Origin of the sequence: Micromonospora sp. NPDC050187, assembly GCF_044459745.1 — a bacterium.
Classification (GTDB): Bacteria; Actinomycetota; Actinomycetes; order Mycobacteriales; family Micromonosporaceae; genus Micromonospora.
Window position 1 is genome coordinate 22,087 of sequence record NZ_JBITJH010000024.1, and the last position, 14,449, is coordinate 36,535.

Genomic DNA, 14,449 nt, shown 5'->3' on the forward strand with positions numbered 1-14,449 from the left:
GTATCGTCAGCCGATGACCGACCACCATCTCGACGACGTCCGCGCGCTGTACGACACCGTCGCCGAGAGCTACCACGACCTCGTTCCGCCCCGTTTCGCCGAGGATGCGGTCGGTCGGGGCATGCTGGCCGCCTTCGCCGAACTCGTCCGGGCCGACGGCGGACGCCCGGTCGCCGACCTCGGGTGCGGGCCGGGCCACGTCACCGGGCATCTCTCCGCGCTCGGTCTGTCGGTCAGCGGCATCGACCTGTCGCCGGCGATGGTGGCGATCGCCCGCCGTTCCCACCCCGCTCTGCGTTTCGAGGTCGGATCGATGACCGACCTGCCGCTGCCCGACGCGGGGCTCGGCGGGATCGTCGCCTGGTGGTCGATCGTCCACACGCCGCCGCAGGTCCTCCCGAGGATCGTCGCGGAGTTCCACCGCACCCTCGCTCCCGGTGGGCACCTGCTCCTCGGGTTCCACGTCGGCGACGAACTCGTCCGCCGCGACGGCGCCTACGGCCACCCGGTCACCGTCGAGTCCTACCGGCACCCGCCCGAGTGGATCGCCGGCCTGCTGGAGCGGGCCGGGTTCACCGTCACCGCCCGGCTGGTCGAGGGGACGGGCGCCCAGCAGGCGTGCCTGCTGGCCCGTCGGCCAGCCGCCGACTGACACCGCCCTCGCCTGCCCTTTCCCTTGACAGGATTTCTTGTCAAGGGAAAGGTGGGAGCATGTCCATCGAAGCTGTAGACGTCATCGCGGCTCCGGCCGCGGCGATCGTGGCGCTCGATCCGGTCCGGTCCCGCATGCTCGCCGAGCTCCGCCAGCCCCGCTCGGCGACCGAGCTGGCCCGGGCGCTCGGCCTGCCGCGTCAGCGGGTGCACTACCACGCACGGCAGCTCGAGGCGCAGGGCCTGGTGACCGGTGCCGGCGAGCGACGCTGGGGCGGGCTCACCGAACGGCTGCTCGTCGCCACGGCCGAGGCGTACCTCGTGTCCCCCGAGGTGCTCGGAGCAGCCGCCGCGCGCCCGTCGCCGGACGAACGCCCGGACCGCCTCTCCGCCGCCTACCTCGTCGCGGTCGCCGGCCGGGCCGTGCAGGAGGTCGGTGCCCTGCTGCGCCGGTGCCGGGAGACCGGGCAGCAGGCCGAGACGTTCGCCCTCGACGCCGAGATCACGTTCAGCACCCCGGCAGCGAGAGCCGACTTCGCCCGAGACCTGGCGGAGGCGGTCACCGCGGTGATCGCCCGGCACCACGTCGAGGGTCCGGCCGGACGACGGCACCGCCTGGTCGTCGGCGCCTACCCGATTCCGCAGAGCGCGCCAGCGGATGCTGGCCCGAGCAGAGAGCAGAGCCATGGCTGACATCCGAGCATCCGTCGACGACGGGGACGGCCGCTACCGCGCGGTCGCCGAGGTCGACGTTCCCGGCACCCCCGAGCAGGTGTGGGAGCTGATCGCCACGGGCCCCGGCCTGGAGACCTGGTTCGTCCCCGCCGAGGTCGACCCCGGGCCGGGGGGACGGATCGTCACGCACCACGGTTCCTACGGCGCCTCGGAAGGGACGATCACCGCCTGGGATCCGCCGCACCGCCTCGTCTTCGACGAGCCCGAGGAACTCGGTCCGGAGAAGCGGACCCGGACGTGGAACACCGAGATCCTGGTCGAGGCGGTCTCCGGCGACACCTGCGTCGTGCGGCTGACCAGCGGTTTCCTTTACGACGGCGACGAGTGGCGCGACGACGTCGACCAGACCCTCGACGGCTGGACCGCCGCGTTGCGCAACCTGCGGCTCTACCTCACCCACTTCGCCGGGCTGCCGGTCACCACGCTGCTCGTGCAGCACGAGGTGCCGGGATCCGTCGAGGTCCCGGACGTCGTGGACGCGGCCGGCCTGCGCACCGGGAAGGTCGGCGACCAGGTCGCCACCTCCGCACCGGCCCCGTCGCTGTCCGGCGTGGTCGAGCAGATCGACGACACGTCGGTCACCGTCCGCACGCACGAACCGCCCGGCCTCGCCGAGGTCGCCAGCATGCGGTACGGCGGAACGTCGTCCGTCATGGTCCGGTGGTACCTCTACGGCGAGCAGGGGCCGACTGTGCGGGAGCGTGAACGGCAGGCGTGGTCGGCCTGGGCCGAGGGCCTCACCGACACCGCCACCGGGTAGGTCCCCGGGGTGCCGGCGCGACCGTGGAAGGGACGCGCCGGCACCGGTGGCCGCCGGAGCGGGTCAGTCGGGTAGGCGGTCGAGGATCCAGGTGCAGAGTTCCTCGGTGATCGCGGTATGCGGAGTGGTGATGGAGGAACAGAGGAACTCGTCGAGTTCGCTCTCGTTCGGGTCGAGCGCGTCGACCTTGGCGTACAGGTCGTCCTGGTCGTCGAGATCGCGAATCGCGACGGCACTGACGGTGGGTACGAAACACACGGTCGGCTTCAGGAGGGTGACCCGGCCGCCGTTCTTCTCCAACGCGTCGGCGATGATCCGGTAGGAGTCCAGAGTGCCTCCCGGGGCACCGTCGATCTCCGGGAATCCGTCGGTGGCAACGACCTTGCGGGCGGGCGGGATGGTGCGGACCAACTCGGCGACCGTGACGTCGTCGCCGGTCGCCTGGATACGGAAGTTGGTGCCGGGAAAGAGCAGCCCGTCGATGGTCAACGCGAACTCGCCCGGTTCGACGGGAACCGGCATTCCCTCACCGGAGCCGTTGGCGACACCGATCTTCCGCGGGCGCATGGGCCACCAACCGACGGCCCGCAGTTGCTGAAGGAAATCCTCCCGGTCGGGATGTTGGCGGATCGTGCCGTCCTCGCTGTCGTAGTGCCGCCACAACATCTCCTTGGCGGCGGGACTGTTCATCTGGGTGGCGAAGTCGTTCGCGGGCCCGGGAATGAAATGGGCGAATGCCTGGATGCCGATTGGGATGTGGCCGCCCCGGTGCGGGGTGTCGTAGGAGAAGTAGAGGCCGGTCCGGTGCGGGATGTTCTCGTATTCCATGTTGGCGAGCGCGAACCGGGTGATCAGGCCGCCCATGCTGAACCCGCCGACGGTCAGGGAATCGTCGCCGACCTGGGATGCGATGGTCCGCTGGATCACCGCGATCGCTGCCTGCGCGTTGGCCGTGATCGGTGCGGTGCGTTCGTCGAACCCGAGGAGGATCACGGTCCGACCCCGTCGCCGAAGCGTGGTGATCAACGGGAAGGCACCGTCCAGCCCCTGGTAGAGCCAGTCCAGGTTGCTGCGGCCGAGGTTGAACCCGTCAGCCATGACCACCGGTCGCCGGATCCCGGGTGGGCCGTCTCCGTAATAGACCCGGGCGAAGCCGTGAGGAATTCCCTCGTCCCATTCCTCGTCCGCCGCCGGCACCTCGATCGGTACGGCCGGCGCGCCGGCCACCCGAGCCGCCAGGGACGTCCTGCCCACCGCCTGCTCCTGTTCGGACACGCGATTTCCCCTCTCGAATCCGCACGCCCGCCGCGCAGACGGAGTTGTCTGGGCGTGGGCGGCTGCGAGACTGGTGACCTCCACCATTACGAGGGACGATAGACCAGGAGTACCGGTGGCAATACTCCCCCGAAAGCGTGAAAGCGGGCTTGCGGAATTTCCACGTACAGGTTCCGTCATCCGTCCGCGACAATCATTCACGCCGAAGTTGGAGACCGACTCTGGAATTGTGCTCCGCACCCTCGGGGGGCGCCGACCGGATGCCTGGCGACCGAACTTTCGGCCTGGCAGTGGAGGTGGGACGTCCCTGTCGGCGAGGGAGACGATTCTGCCCCATTGGAACATATAGCAGACGGGGGGCCTTGCCGCAAGACCGCCCCGCGGGTCCAGAATTGCTCCCCGTCGGCCGTGCGGTCGACGGATACGGGAGGGAAAATGCGAATTCTTCTGTTCACCATCGGGTCCCGGGGAGAAGCCCAGCCGATGGTGGCGTTGGCAACCCGCCTGGCCGCGTCGGGGCAGCAGGTGGTGATGTGCGCACCGCCCGACTTCCAGACGTGGGCGGAACGGCTGGGCGTCACCTACGTTCCCGTCGGTCCACGGCTGCGCGGGACGGCCCGGCGGAAGGCTGGCGGCGTCCCTTCGCCCGAGCAGCGCCGGCACATGATCGAAGGTACGGTCACGGACCAGTTCACGGCCGTCGGCGCGGCCGCAGAGGGCTGCGACGTCATCGTGGCCGGCGGCGCGTTGGCGATCGCCGCGCGTTCGGTAGCCGAGCGACGTGGCATCGGCTACGTCTACACCGCGTTCGCTCCGGTCACGCTCCCCTCGCCACAACACGCACCACCGGTCCAGGGGATGCCGGGGCACGGGCCGGCGGAGGGCACGGTCGACAACAGCGCGCTCTGGGCCGAGGACGCGAGGGGTTGGGACGCCCTGTGGGGTCCGGCCCTCAACGCCCGACGAGAGGCCCTCGGCCTCCCGCCCGTCACGGACGTACGGAGTCACCTCTTCACCGGGGCTCCGTGGCTGGCGGCCGATCCGACGCTGGCGCCGTGGCCCGGTCCCGCGCAGCCGGACGTCGTGCAGACCGGCGCGTGGCTCCTGCCGGACGACCGGCCGCTCCCGTCCGAGGTGGAGGCGTTCCTCGACGCCGGCGAACCGCCGGTCCACGTCGGGTTCGGCAGCGTCCGCGCCCCCGAGGGCGTCGCGCGGGCGGTAATCGGGGCGGCTCGCTCCCTCGGCCGCCGGGTGATCGTCGGTCGCGGGTGGGCGCAGCTGTCACCGGTGGACGACGAGCCCGACTGTCTGGCGGTCGGTGAGGTCAACCAGCGGGTGCTGTTCACGCGGGTCGCCGCAGTCGTACACCACGGTGGCGCGGGCACCACCACCACCGCTGCCCTGGCCGGCGTACCGCAGGTGGTCGTCCCGCAGGTGTACGACCAGTTCTACTTCGCCCGACGCGTCGAGCGGCTCGGGATCGGCAGCGCGCACCCGTCCGGCGGGCCCACCGTCGACTCACTCGGCACCGCGCTCAATCGGGCCCTGGACCCCACCGTGACGGCGGCGGCCCGGCTCGTGGCCCGCAGCATCCGCACGGACGGCACCGCGACCGCAGCCCGGCGGTTGCTCGAGATGGCGTAGCGCCACGCTTCCCCCCTCCGTCCGACGGCGGGGAGGCCGGCACGCCATGCGGCATCTCGGCATCTCGGCATCTCGGCATCTCGGCATCTCCGAGCAGGATGATCGCCCGAGATGCCGCATGTTGACCGCCGTCAGGACCACCCCGCCGGGCGACCCCCGCCCGTCCCGGTGCGGACCCGGCCGGGGCGCACGACCAGCCGGACGCCGTTGGCCAGCAGGCCGACGCCGAGCAGGGTGAGCAGCGTGCCGGTGGCGCGTACCGAGCCGGAGTGGGCGATCCAGCGGTCGCCCAGCACCGGTAGGTGGGTGGCGGTGACCCGCTCCGGATCCGTGCGTCCGTCGTGGTCGACGAAGAGGAGCCGGGTGACCTGTCGGCCCTGGCCGAGCGCCGGGCGCTCGTCCGGGTGGGCGGCGAGCCAGGCCAGCGTGGCGCGGCGGTCCATCTCGGCACTGGCCGCGACCTGCGCGGGGCTCTGTCCGCGACAGTGCCAGATCCGGCCGCCCTTCTCGACCCGTACCGAGTGACACTCGATCCGGGTGAAGGTCTCGGTACGCAGGCCGAAGGCTCCGGTGCCCGCGGCGAGCACGGTGCCACCGAGTACGGTCACCAGCAGCCCGCCCAGCAGGAACGCCGCAGCCCGCCACCCGTCGCGCGCCGAGCGTCGCCCCATGGTCGGCCCCCTTCCCCTGCCGTCGAGGCTAGGAGGACCGCACCAGTTCCGCGCTACGTGCCCCGGACCCCGAGGGTGGCGAGGGCGGTGAGCAGGTTGTCCACGGCCGCCTCCGAGGCCCGGCGGACGCTCTCGGCCGTCGCGGCGCCCAGGTGCGGCGTGGGCACCACCCGGGGGTGGGCGAGCAGGGCCGACGGCTCCGGCGGCTCGCGGTCGAAGGCGTCGACCGAGTACAGCGCGATGCGGCCGGACTCCAGTTGCGCCAGCAGGGCCACCTCGTCGACGAGGGTCGACCGGGCGGTGTTGAGCAGGACCACGTCGTCGCGGAGCAGGGCCAGTTCGGCGGCGGTGAGCAACGGCCCGTCCGGTGACGGCGGGACGTGCAGCGACACGACCTCGCTGCTGCGGAGCAGGTCCGCCAGTGGCAGCAGCGGCACGTCGCCGCCGTCGGTGACGTACGGGTCGTGTGCCACGACCCGCATGCCGAGACCGTGTGCCAACTGGGCGAGCCGCCGACCGATCGCCCCGAACCCGACCACGCCGAGGGTACGTCCGGCGGCCTCCCGCCCGGTGCCGCGCCGCCACTGGCCGGCGCGGAGGGCGGCGCTGGCCTCGGGCAGTCCGCGCAGGCCCATGAGGGCGAGCGCGAGGGCGAGTTCGGCGACGCCCTGCGCGTTGGCGCCCCGGGCGGTGAGCACCTGGACACCGGCCGCGTCCGCCGCGATGGCGTCGATGGCGTCGCGGCCGGCGCCGTTGCGACTGATCACCTTCAGCGCGTCGGCACGGGCCAGGACGTCCGCGCCGATCGGCTCGACCCCGGCGATCCAGCCGACGACGCCCGGAACAGTGGCGGCGAGGTCCGCGCCGGTCGGCTGCCGGCCCGGGGTGGGGGTGACGACGGTGAAGCCGGCCGCCCGCAACCGCCGCACGGCGGGCGAGTCCGGGGCCGACATCGACCGGGGGGTGACCAGGATCCGGGGCGTGGTCACGACCGCACCTCCGGTGTCGTCGGGCCGAGCAGCGTGATCAGGCGCTCGACCTCCTTCGCCATGGCGTCGCGGGCCGGGGCGACGTACTTGCGCGCGTCGAGCAGCTTCGGGTCGGCGGCGAGCCGGTCACGCACCACGCCGGTGAACACCTTGTTGAGGTGGGTGGCGATGTTGACCTTCGTCATCCCCCGGGCCACCACGGCCCGCAGGGTCCCGTCGTCCACCCCGGAGGAGCCGTGCAGCACCAGGGGCACCGGCACGACCTCGGCGATCGCGGCGACCAGGTCCAGGTCGACCACCGCGTCGCGGGAGGCCATCGCGTGCGAGGTGCCGACCGCGACGGCGAGCGCGTCGACGCCGGTCTCCTCGCAGAACCGGCGGGCCTCGGCGGGGTCGGTCCGCACGCCCGGGGCGTGGACACCGTCCTTGCCGCCGACCTCGCCGAGTTCCGCCTCCACCGCAACGTCGTGGGCGTGGCAGTGCGCGACGACCTGGCGGGTCACCGCCCGGTTCTCGTCGTCGGGCAGTCGGGAGCCGTCGTACATGACCGAGGTGAACCCGAGGTCCACCGCCTCGTGGACGAGGTCGACGTCCTCGGCGTGGTCGAGGTGCAGCGCCACCGGGACCGTCGCCGCCTCGGCGAGCGCGCGCGCGGCCAGGGCGAGGGGCCGCAGGCTCCCGTGGTAGCGGACCGCGTTCTCGCTGATCTGCAACACCAGCGGCGCGCGGGCCGCCTCCGCGCCGCTGACCAGCGCCTCGGCGTGCTCCAGCAGGGTCGCGTTGAAGGCCCCGACGCCGTGTCGCGCGCTGCGGGCGGCGGCGAGGATGGGACGCGGGTCGGCGAGCGGCATGACTTCTCCTATGTCGGTGTTCGGTGGTGGCCGGCCGATGGCACGGCGGCGTGCGCCCGGGTCGCCGCGCGGGCGGCGTCGAACCGGGCGCGGGGCTGCGCGTAGGCGGCGGCGAGGTCAGGCCGGGGGTCGACGCGCAGCGCCGCGCGTCGGGCCGACCGCAGGGGCGCGGTGTCCGTCCAGGTGCCGGTGCCGAGCAACGCGAGGGCCGCGGCGCCGAGCGCGGCGCCGTGCTGCGCGTCGTCCGGACGGCTGACCGGGCGGCCGAGCAGGTCGGCGAGCACCTGGAGCATCAGTCGGCCCCGGGCGCCGCCGCCGGTGGCGGTGACTTCCCGGTCGACCGGTGTCCCGGCGAGCATCGTGCGCGCGGCGTCGGCCAGGCTGAAGCCGATGCCCTCGACCAGGGCGCGGGCCAGGTGGCCGTGCGTGTGCCCGAGGTCCAGGCCCAGGTAGGCCCCCCGCACGCCCGGCCCGCCCTCGGCGACGGTGCCCCCGGCGAGGGTGGGCACGCAGGTCAGTCCGTCCGCGCCCACCGGCACGGCGGCGGCCTCGTCGAGCAGGGCGTCGAGGTCGTCGTCCCGGCCGAGCAGGGCGGCCAGCCAGGTCAGGCTGCTGCCGCCGCCGAAGGTCGACAGGGCCGAGACGTACAGGCCCGGCAGGACGTGGTCGAAGACGTACGGCCGGCCCACCGGGTCGAGCACCGGGTCGGTCCCGGCCACCGTGACCCAGTTCGAGGAGCCCAGCGAGAGGTACGCCTCGCCAGGGCGGTCCAGGCCCGCGCCGAGCGCCATGCACGAGTTGTCGACCCCGCCGGCCACGACGGGCACCCCGGCGGGCAGGCCGGTGGCGGTCGCGGCGTCCGAAGTGAGCCGGCCGACCACCCCGGTGGACGGCACGACCGGAGGCCACCAGTCGGCGGGCAGCCCGAGGGCGGCCAGCACGTCGGGCAGCATCCGGCGGCTGGCGAGGTCGTAGGCGCCGCTGCCCGAGGCGTAGCTCGGGTCGGTGCGCTGCACCCCGGTGAGCCGGGCGTTGACCCAGTCCTTGCTGCCGAGGATCCGCGTGGTCCGGGCGGCGACGTCCGGGTGGGCGGCGCGCAGCCAGGCGACCTTGAAAACGGTGTACATGCCGCGCGGGAAGCCGTTGCCGGTGCGGGCGTACCAGTCGGTCTCGTCGGCGTCGGCGAAGTACGCCGCCGCGGCGTCCTCCCCCCGGGTGTCGGACCAGATCGGCACCGTGTCCAGCAGCGACGTGCCGTCCGCGTCGACCGGCACCATCGCCAGGCTGTGGCCGGACAGCCCGACCGCGACGACGCGGTGCCGGCCGGCGTCGGCGGCCAGCAGTTCCCGCGACGAGCGGACGACCGCGGCCCACCAGTCCGCCGGGCGCTGTTCGTGCCGTCCCGGTGCCGGATAGGTCGTGGGGTAGGCGGCGAAGGTGGTGGCGACGACCCGGGCGGCCGGGTCGACGAGCGCGGCCTTACAGCCTCCGGTGCCCAGGTCGACGGCGAGCACGACGTCGCTCATGCCAGCTCCCTCCGCTCCGGCACGCCCTGGTACGGCAGTCCGGAGCGCATCTGCGCCAGCAGGGTCTTCATGTCGCGGACGTCCCCGAGCGCCGACTCGCCCCGGCGGAGCAGGGTCATCGTGGCGATGGTGTCGACGACCACGAGCTGGGCGAGTCGCGAGATCGTCGGGGTGTAGACGTCGGTGTTGTCGAGGGACTCCACGATCAGGGCGATGTCGCTCAGCTCCGCCAGCGGGGACAGCCCGCCGGTGATCCCGACGACGGTCGCCCCCCGGTCCCGGGCGACCCGCACGGTGTCCAGGATCGAGGCGGTGCGACCGGTGTTCGAGATGGCCACCAGGACCGTCGACGGGGTGCTGGTGGAGGCGGCGAGGAACTGCTGGTGCGTGTCGATCGGCGCCGAGCAGGGCACCCCCAGCAGGGGGAACTTCTGTTCCGCGTCCATCGCCACGATGCCCGAGGCGCCGAGCCCGATGAAGACGACCCGGCTGGCGGCGACGATGGCCGCCACCGCCCGGTCGAGGGCGGTCAGGTCGAGGTGGCGTCGTACGTGGTCGAGCGAGGTGATCGAGAAGTCGAAGACCTTGCTGACCGTGGTGGCCGTGTCGTCCTGGGCCTCGATCACCGACTGGGTGGCCGGGATGCCGAGCGCGACGCTCTGCGCCAACTGGATGCGGAAGTCGTGGAATCCGTCGCAGCCGATCGCGTTGGCGAACCGGACGATGGTCGGCTGGCTGACCCCGACCGTCTCGGCGAGTTCGGCCAGCGTCATCCGGACCGTCCCGTGCGGGTCGGCGAGCACCGCGTCGGCGACCTTGCGCTCGGAGCGGCGCAGCGTCTCCAGGCCCTTGTTGATGCGTTCCAGCACGGTCCCGGCGTTCATCGGGCGACCGCCAGGGCGAGGGTGCCGTCGTGGCGGGGGACGCGGACCGTGACGCCCCGCCGGGCGGCGGCATCGAGGTCGAAGGAGGCCGGATCGACGGTGTTGAAGTCAAACATGCCCCAATGATGTGGCACCAGGGTGTCGATTCCGGCGCGCACGCAGAGCTCCACGGCCTCGGCGAAGTCGAAGTTGCCGGGTACCCCGTGGGCGAGACGGTGCGCGTCGCGTCCGTTGACCGGCAGCAGCGCCACGTCGACGGCCAGGTCGGCGAGCCGCTCGGCCTGGCCGTCCCACGGGGCGCAGTCGCCGGAGTGGTAGACGCGGACACCGCCGGCCTCGACGACGTAGCCGAGGAAGTGGTCGTCGCCGTTGCCGTCCCGGACGCGTTCCTCGTGGGCGGCCGGCACCGCCGTGACCGTGAAGGGCCCGTAGTCGATGCGGTCGCCGTCGGCGAGGGCGTCGATCCGGGCCCGGGGCACGCGGGAGCGGCGCAGCGCCTCGTCGAGGACCGCGCGGGGGCAGGCCAGCCGGAGGTCCGGCTGGGCGGCCATCAGCGGGACGAGGGTGTCCGGGTCCATGTGGTCGGTGTGCGCGTGCGAGCAGAGCACCGCGCGCAGCGGCGGCAGGCCCGTCGGGGTGACCGGGGCGGGGAGCATCCGGACGTGCGGAAACGTCGTGCCGGCGTACTTGTGGGCCAGCGAGTCCGACAGGTACGGGTCGACGAGCAGGTGCGCGTCGCCGTCGGGGCCGGTGGCGGTGAGCCAGAACCCGGCCTGCCCGAGCCAACGCGCCCGCACCGTCACCGGAGCTCCTGCGCCGCGTCGTAGAGCCGCTCGAAGTCCGGTCCCTCGGTGGGGATGTCGAGGTCGAAGACGGCGTCGATGGCCCGGGTCCAGCCGTGCACGAAGTAGCGCCAGCCGTCGGAGACGGTGAGCGCGTCGGCCTCGGCCCGGTTCCGGGCCTGGCGCAGGAAGCCGAGTTCCCCCCGGTAGTTGAACTCCCAGGCGTACCCGCCGTGCGGGAAGGTGGCGTCGTCGCTGAGCGGGGAACCGGGCCGGTCCTTGCCCATGCCGGTGGCGTTGACCACCAGCGCGCCCGGGGCGAGGTCGGCGAGCAGGTCGTCGTGCACGTCGCCGGGGGCGAGGCGGTGGGTCCGCCAGGTGATCCCGGGGTCGCCGGTGGCGACGTCGGCGCTGATGGCGGCGAGCCGCTGGTCGGCGATGTCGGTGACGGTCACCCGGGCGGGGGCGTCGTCGCCGGCCCGGTGGGCGAAGTAGTCGCAGAGGGCGAGGGCGGCTCCGCCGGCCCCCATGACCAGCACGTCCCGGCCGGCCATGCCCGGCACGATGGACCGCAGGGCCATCTGGCTGGTGACGGTGTCCAAGGCGAGGCCGTCGATCCAGCCGTCCCGGGCCACCAGCGCGCTGGTCTCGGCCAGCCGGGCAGCGTCGTCGTTGACCTGCCGCAGCAGGTCACGGCTGGCCGCGTAGAGGTCGAGCTTGTGCGTGGTCACCAGCGCGCCACGGGAGTGCTCGTCGTCGCGCAGGTGCGCGACGACCTTCCGGTAGACCTCGGGCTCCGCGCCGACCGGCACGTCGATGCCGACGAGGTCGACCCCGTCCAGGCCGAGGAGGGGACGCCAGGCCGCGAAGACCCGGTGGATCGCCGACGACGTGGTGCTGACGCCGATGAAGTACATCGTCGGCCGGGTGGCCGGCCGCAGGTCGTCGGGGGTCACGGGGTCGCCTCCGCAACCAGTTGGACGGCGTACGCGGTGTTGATGCCGAACCGGGTCGCCCCGGCGTCGAGCAGGGCGTGGAGCTGGGCCAGCGACCGGATGCCGCCGGACGCCTTGATCTCCCGCTCACCGCCGGCGATCTCGCGGATCGCCCGGACGTGTTCGGGTGTGGTGGGCACGCCCTGCCAGCCGGTGCCGGTCTTGAGGGAGGCGGCACCGGCGTCGACCGCCACCCGGGCCGCGTCACGCAGCTGGGCGGCGTCGAGCAGGCCCACCTCGAGGATGACCTTGACGGGTACCCGGCCGTCGACGGCCGCCAGCACGGCGGCGACGTCGCGGGTGGCCGCGGCGAGGTCGCCGGAGCGGACCAGCCCGACGTTCATCACCACGTCCATCTCCTGGACGCCCGCGTCAAGGAGCCAGCGGGCCTCGGTCACCTTGACCGGGGTGGCCGAGCCACCGGAGGGGAAGCCGACCGGGGATCCGGTGTTGGTATGCGACCCGTCGAGCAGCGGGCGCAGCACGGGCACCCAGGACGGCAGGACGTGCGCGGCGACGAAGTCGCCGGCGAGGGCGTGGCGGGCCAGCGCCTCGACGTCCGCGCGGCCGTGCTGGGCCTGGACGGCACTGATGTCGATCATGCGGGCCAGCGCGTGGCCGCTCAGGTCAACGGGGGACATAGGAGCCGTTCTCCTCCAGGCGCCAGCCGTCGCCGTCGGCGACGACCCGGTGCCGCATGCCGCCGGAGCGGGCGATGATGTCGTAGTCCTGGCCGGCGTCGGCCGGGTAGCAGAAGAGCGTGACCAGGTCGGTGTCGCCCAGGTTGACGCTGCGGTGGATGTGCGCCGGCGGCACGTACGCGACGACGCCGGGGCGCATCTCGGTCACCACGGTCTGACCGTCGAGGGTCTCCATCAGCATCAGTCCGTGGCCGGACAGGCAGTGGTAGATCTCGGTGCGGTCCTGCTGGGCGTGGATGTGTCCCCGGGTCATGTGGAACTCGGTGCCGACCCGGCCTGGCGACAGAGTGGAGATCCCGGTGATCAGGTCACCCGCGTCACCCGAGGGACGGAACTCGTCGACGTGGTAGATCACCCGGTCGGACTCGGTCGCGAGGCGCGCGTCGAACGCCCCGGTGTCGGTGAACAACCCGGTGAGGTCGGCCAGCTTCTTCTCGTAGCGACCGGTGCGTCCGGTCATCCCCTCCGGCGTGACGACCAGGGCCGGTCCCTGCTGCGGTGTGGTCACCGTGTTCCTCCTGCTCCGTCGGCACGGACCCCGGTACGGTCCCCACCTGCCGGCTCACTTTGTAGCAAAGTTACAAGACGCTGTCACCCCGCCGCATCACCTCGTCGAGCCGTTTGTAGTGGAACGACCCCGAATTTCCCCGGTTACCGAACCAGCCGGCCCAGCAATAACGGAATATCCTATCAAAAGGGACTCGGTGATGTAGTTGAGCTACCAAACTCCAGCTCACGAACCTAACGATCAGGAAACCTGCCGTTGACATGCGATGGGCCGAATGTAGTGTTGCTCCCAACCGAGCGGGCCTACGCCTCGATCACCAGGACGTACGTCACGGTGTCCGTCGAAGGCCCTCCGGTTCCTCGCACAGACGGGGGACGCCCCCGCCCACCACCCCTGGAGGAACAGATGTCCCACCGGACACGCGGCAAGGCGCTCGCCCGTAGCGTCGCCGCACTGCTGACCGTCACCCTGGCCGTAGCGGCGTGCGGTGGCGGGGACGAGGCGGGCAACGGCGAGCCGGCCGACCCGATCGCCGGGCGTCCCACGCCCACCGACCAGGCCCCGGACTCCGAGGTCAAGATCGCGATGATCGGCTTCGCCAACAACCCCTACTGGGTCTCGGTGAAGTCCGGCGCCGACTACGCCGACCGGGTGCTGGGCGACAAGAAGGGCAAGGTCGACTGGATCGTCGCGGGCGACAACATCGACGTCCAGACGGTCTCCAGCGCGATCCGCGCCGCCGACGCGCAGGGCTACAAGGGCGTCGGATTCTTCATCGCCGGCGAGGGCAACTGCGCCGACATCAAGACCCTCTCCGCCAAGGGCATCAAGATGGGCGCCTACAACACGCTCTTCGACTGCGTGGGAACCTCGGGCGGCACCATCAACTACGCCCAGGAGCAGTACAAGGCCGGCCAGACCGCGGCCCAGGAGATGATCAAGGCCGCCGGTGACAAGGCCGGCAAGGTCGGCATCATCGTCAGCCAGTTCACCGCGCCCGGCTCCGAGCAGCGCCGGCAGGGCTTCGTCGACGGGCTCAAGGGCTCGAAGCTGACCCCGGTCAACCAGGGCGTCGAGGCCAAGGACTCCGCGTCCAACACCTTCTCGGCCGCGCAGAACTTCCTCCAGTCCAGCCCCGACCTGGTCGGCATCTACGCCACCGCCGGTGGCCCGTTCGGCGCGGCCCAGGCCGTGGCCGCGGCCAACAAGCAGGACGCCGTGAAGGTGATCGGGTACGACATCACCACCGAGAACATCGAGGCCATCAAGAACGGCTCGATGTACGGCGTGATCGGCCAGGACGCCTTCGGCCAGGGCTACAACACCGCGATCGAGCTGTTCAACGCGGCGGTCACCGGTGACCAGCCGGCCGAGGTGAAGCAGGAGGCGGTCGCCCCCTTCGTCACCAAGGACAACCTCGCCGAGCACGACCCCTCGACCCTGCCGCTCGGCACCCCGGGCGCGTCCTGATCGGGAG

15 protein-coding genes are annotated in these 14,449 nt (G+C 72.5%); 5 read left to right on the forward strand and 10 right to left on the reverse strand.

Annotation, left to right across the window (positions count from 1 at the left end):
• Nucleotides 1-13 precede the first annotated feature (13 nt).
• The 3 genes from ACIBJE_RS27130 to ACIBJE_RS27140 are packed head-to-tail and all read left to right on the forward strand — an operon-like array spanning nucleotide 14 to nucleotide 2,146.
• On the forward strand, nucleotides 14-652 hold the full coding sequence (locus tag ACIBJE_RS27130) for a class I SAM-dependent DNA methyltransferase (protein WP_396753096.1): 639 nt from the start codon (nucleotides 14-16) through the stop codon (nucleotides 650-652).
• A 59-nt stretch (nucleotides 653-711) separates the two neighbouring features.
• On the forward strand, nucleotides 712-1,344 hold the full coding sequence (locus ACIBJE_RS27135; protein ID WP_396753098.1) for an ArsR/SmtB family transcription factor: 633 nt from the start codon (nucleotides 712-714) through the stop codon (nucleotides 1,342-1,344).
• Nucleotides 1,337-2,146 carry an SRPBCC domain-containing protein gene (locus ACIBJE_RS27140; protein WP_396753100.1) on the forward strand — a complete coding sequence of 270 codons (810 nt, stop codon included), beginning with the start codon at nucleotides 1,337-1,339 and terminating at the stop codon, nucleotides 2,144-2,146. The genes ACIBJE_RS27135 and ACIBJE_RS27140 overlap by 8 nt, the downstream gene beginning before the upstream one ends.
• Before the next feature lie 63 nt (nucleotides 2,147-2,209).
• Here ACIBJE_RS27140 and ACIBJE_RS27145 read toward each other — a convergent pair whose 3' ends face one another.
• Nucleotides 2,210-3,421, reverse strand: coding sequence for an esterase/lipase family protein (locus ACIBJE_RS27145; protein WP_396753102.1), 1,212 nt, complete (start codon nucleotides 3,419-3,421; stop codon nucleotides 2,210-2,212).
• A gap of 435 nt (nucleotides 3,422-3,856) precedes the next feature.
• Between ACIBJE_RS27145 and ACIBJE_RS27150 the strand changes: the two genes are divergently transcribed.
• Complete coding sequence (locus ACIBJE_RS27150; RefSeq protein WP_396753103.1) at nucleotides 3,857-5,065, forward strand: glycosyltransferase; 1,209 nt, start codon at nucleotides 3,857-3,859, stop codon at nucleotides 5,063-5,065.
• 131 nt (nucleotides 5,066-5,196) lie between these two features.
• Here the strand turns inward: ACIBJE_RS27150 and ACIBJE_RS27155 are convergent, their stop codons facing one another.
• The 9 genes from ACIBJE_RS27155 to ACIBJE_RS27195 are packed head-to-tail and all read right to left on the reverse strand — an operon-like array spanning nucleotide 5,197 to nucleotide 12,972.
• A complete protein-coding gene (locus ACIBJE_RS27155) occupies nucleotides 5,197-5,736 on the reverse strand; it encodes a hypothetical protein (protein ID WP_396753105.1) in 540 nt (179 codons plus the stop codon).
• Between the two features lie 53 nt (nucleotides 5,737-5,789).
• Nucleotides 5,790-6,725 carry an NAD(P)-dependent oxidoreductase gene (locus tag ACIBJE_RS27160; RefSeq protein WP_396753107.1) on the reverse strand — a complete coding sequence of 312 codons (936 nt, stop codon included), beginning with the start codon at nucleotides 6,723-6,725 and terminating at the stop codon, nucleotides 5,790-5,792.
• Complete coding sequence (locus ACIBJE_RS27165) at nucleotides 6,722-7,576, reverse strand: ketose-bisphosphate aldolase (RefSeq protein ID WP_396753109.1); 855 nt, start codon at nucleotides 7,574-7,576, stop codon at nucleotides 6,722-6,724. The genes ACIBJE_RS27160 and ACIBJE_RS27165 overlap by 4 nt, the downstream gene beginning before the upstream one ends.
• 8 nt (nucleotides 7,577-7,584) lie before the next feature.
• Nucleotides 7,585-9,102: an FGGY-family carbohydrate kinase gene (locus ACIBJE_RS27170; protein ID WP_396753110.1), complete on the reverse strand. Its 1,518-nt coding sequence runs from the start codon at nucleotides 9,100-9,102 to the stop codon at nucleotides 7,585-7,587.
• Nucleotides 9,099-9,986 (reverse strand): MurR/RpiR family transcriptional regulator, encoded by an 888-nt coding sequence (locus ACIBJE_RS27175; protein WP_088983124.1) that lies wholly within the window; start codon nucleotides 9,984-9,986, stop codon nucleotides 9,099-9,101. The genes ACIBJE_RS27170 and ACIBJE_RS27175 overlap by 4 nt, the downstream gene beginning before the upstream one ends.
• Complete coding sequence (locus ACIBJE_RS27180) at nucleotides 9,983-10,789, reverse strand: MBL fold metallo-hydrolase (RefSeq protein WP_396753111.1); 807 nt, start codon at nucleotides 10,787-10,789, stop codon at nucleotides 9,983-9,985. The genes ACIBJE_RS27175 and ACIBJE_RS27180 overlap by 4 nt, the downstream gene beginning before the upstream one ends.
• Nucleotides 10,786-11,724, reverse strand: coding sequence for a hypothetical protein (locus ACIBJE_RS27185; protein ID WP_396753112.1), 939 nt, complete (start codon nucleotides 11,722-11,724; stop codon nucleotides 10,786-10,788). The genes ACIBJE_RS27180 and ACIBJE_RS27185 overlap by 4 nt, the downstream gene beginning before the upstream one ends.
• Nucleotides 11,721-12,404, reverse strand: coding sequence for a deoxyribose-phosphate aldolase (gene deoC / locus ACIBJE_RS27190; protein ID WP_396753113.1), 684 nt, complete (start codon nucleotides 12,402-12,404; stop codon nucleotides 11,721-11,723). Before deoC ends, ACIBJE_RS27185 begins: the two co-directional genes overlap by 4 nt.
• Nucleotides 12,391-12,972, reverse strand: a complete 582-nt coding sequence (locus ACIBJE_RS27195; RefSeq protein WP_396753114.1) for a glucose-6-phosphate isomerase family protein — start codon at nucleotides 12,970-12,972, stop codon at nucleotides 12,391-12,393. The genes deoC and ACIBJE_RS27195 overlap by 14 nt, the downstream gene beginning before the upstream one ends.
• Before the next feature lie 405 nt (nucleotides 12,973-13,377).
• On the opposite strand from ACIBJE_RS27195, the gene ACIBJE_RS27200 reads away from it, so the two are divergent.
• Nucleotides 13,378-14,442 (forward strand): sugar ABC transporter substrate-binding protein, encoded by a 1,065-nt coding sequence (locus ACIBJE_RS27200; protein ID WP_396753115.1) that lies wholly within the window; start codon nucleotides 13,378-13,380, stop codon nucleotides 14,440-14,442.
• Nucleotides 14,443-14,449: the final 7 nt, after the last annotated feature.

Coding starts and splice junctions, on each gene's coding strand:
- ACIBJE_RS27130 (WP_396753096.1), top strand. CDS start 14: ATGACCGACCACCATCTCGACGACGTCCGCGCGCTGTACGACACCGTC.
- ACIBJE_RS27135 (WP_396753098.1), top strand. CDS start 712: ATGTCCATCGAAGCTGTAGACGTCATCGCGGCTCCGGCCGCGGCGATC.
- ACIBJE_RS27140 (WP_396753100.1), top strand. CDS start 1,337: ATGGCTGACATCCGAGCATCCGTCGACGACGGGGACGGCCGCTACCGC.
- ACIBJE_RS27150 (WP_396753103.1), top strand. CDS start 3,857: ATGCGAATTCTTCTGTTCACCATCGGGTCCCGGGGAGAAGCCCAGCCG.
- ACIBJE_RS27155 (WP_396753105.1), bottom strand. CDS start 5,736: ATGGGGCGACGCTCGGCGCGCGACGGGTGGCGGGCTGCGGCGTTCCTG.
- ACIBJE_RS27165 (WP_396753109.1), bottom strand. CDS start 7,576: ATGCCGCTCGCCGACCCGCGTCCCATCCTCGCCGCCGCCCGCAGCGCG.
- ACIBJE_RS27170 (WP_396753110.1), bottom strand. CDS start 9,102: ATGAGCGACGTCGTGCTCGCCGTCGACCTGGGCACCGGAGGCTGTAAG.
- ACIBJE_RS27175 (WP_088983124.1), bottom strand. CDS start 9,986: ATGAACGCCGGGACCGTGCTGGAACGCATCAACAAGGGCCTGGAGACG.
- deoC (WP_396753113.1), bottom strand. CDS start 12,404: ATGTCCCCCGTTGACCTGAGCGGCCACGCGCTGGCCCGCATGATCGAC.
- ACIBJE_RS27200 (WP_396753115.1), top strand. CDS start 13,378: ATGTCCCACCGGACACGCGGCAAGGCGCTCGCCCGTAGCGTCGCCGCA.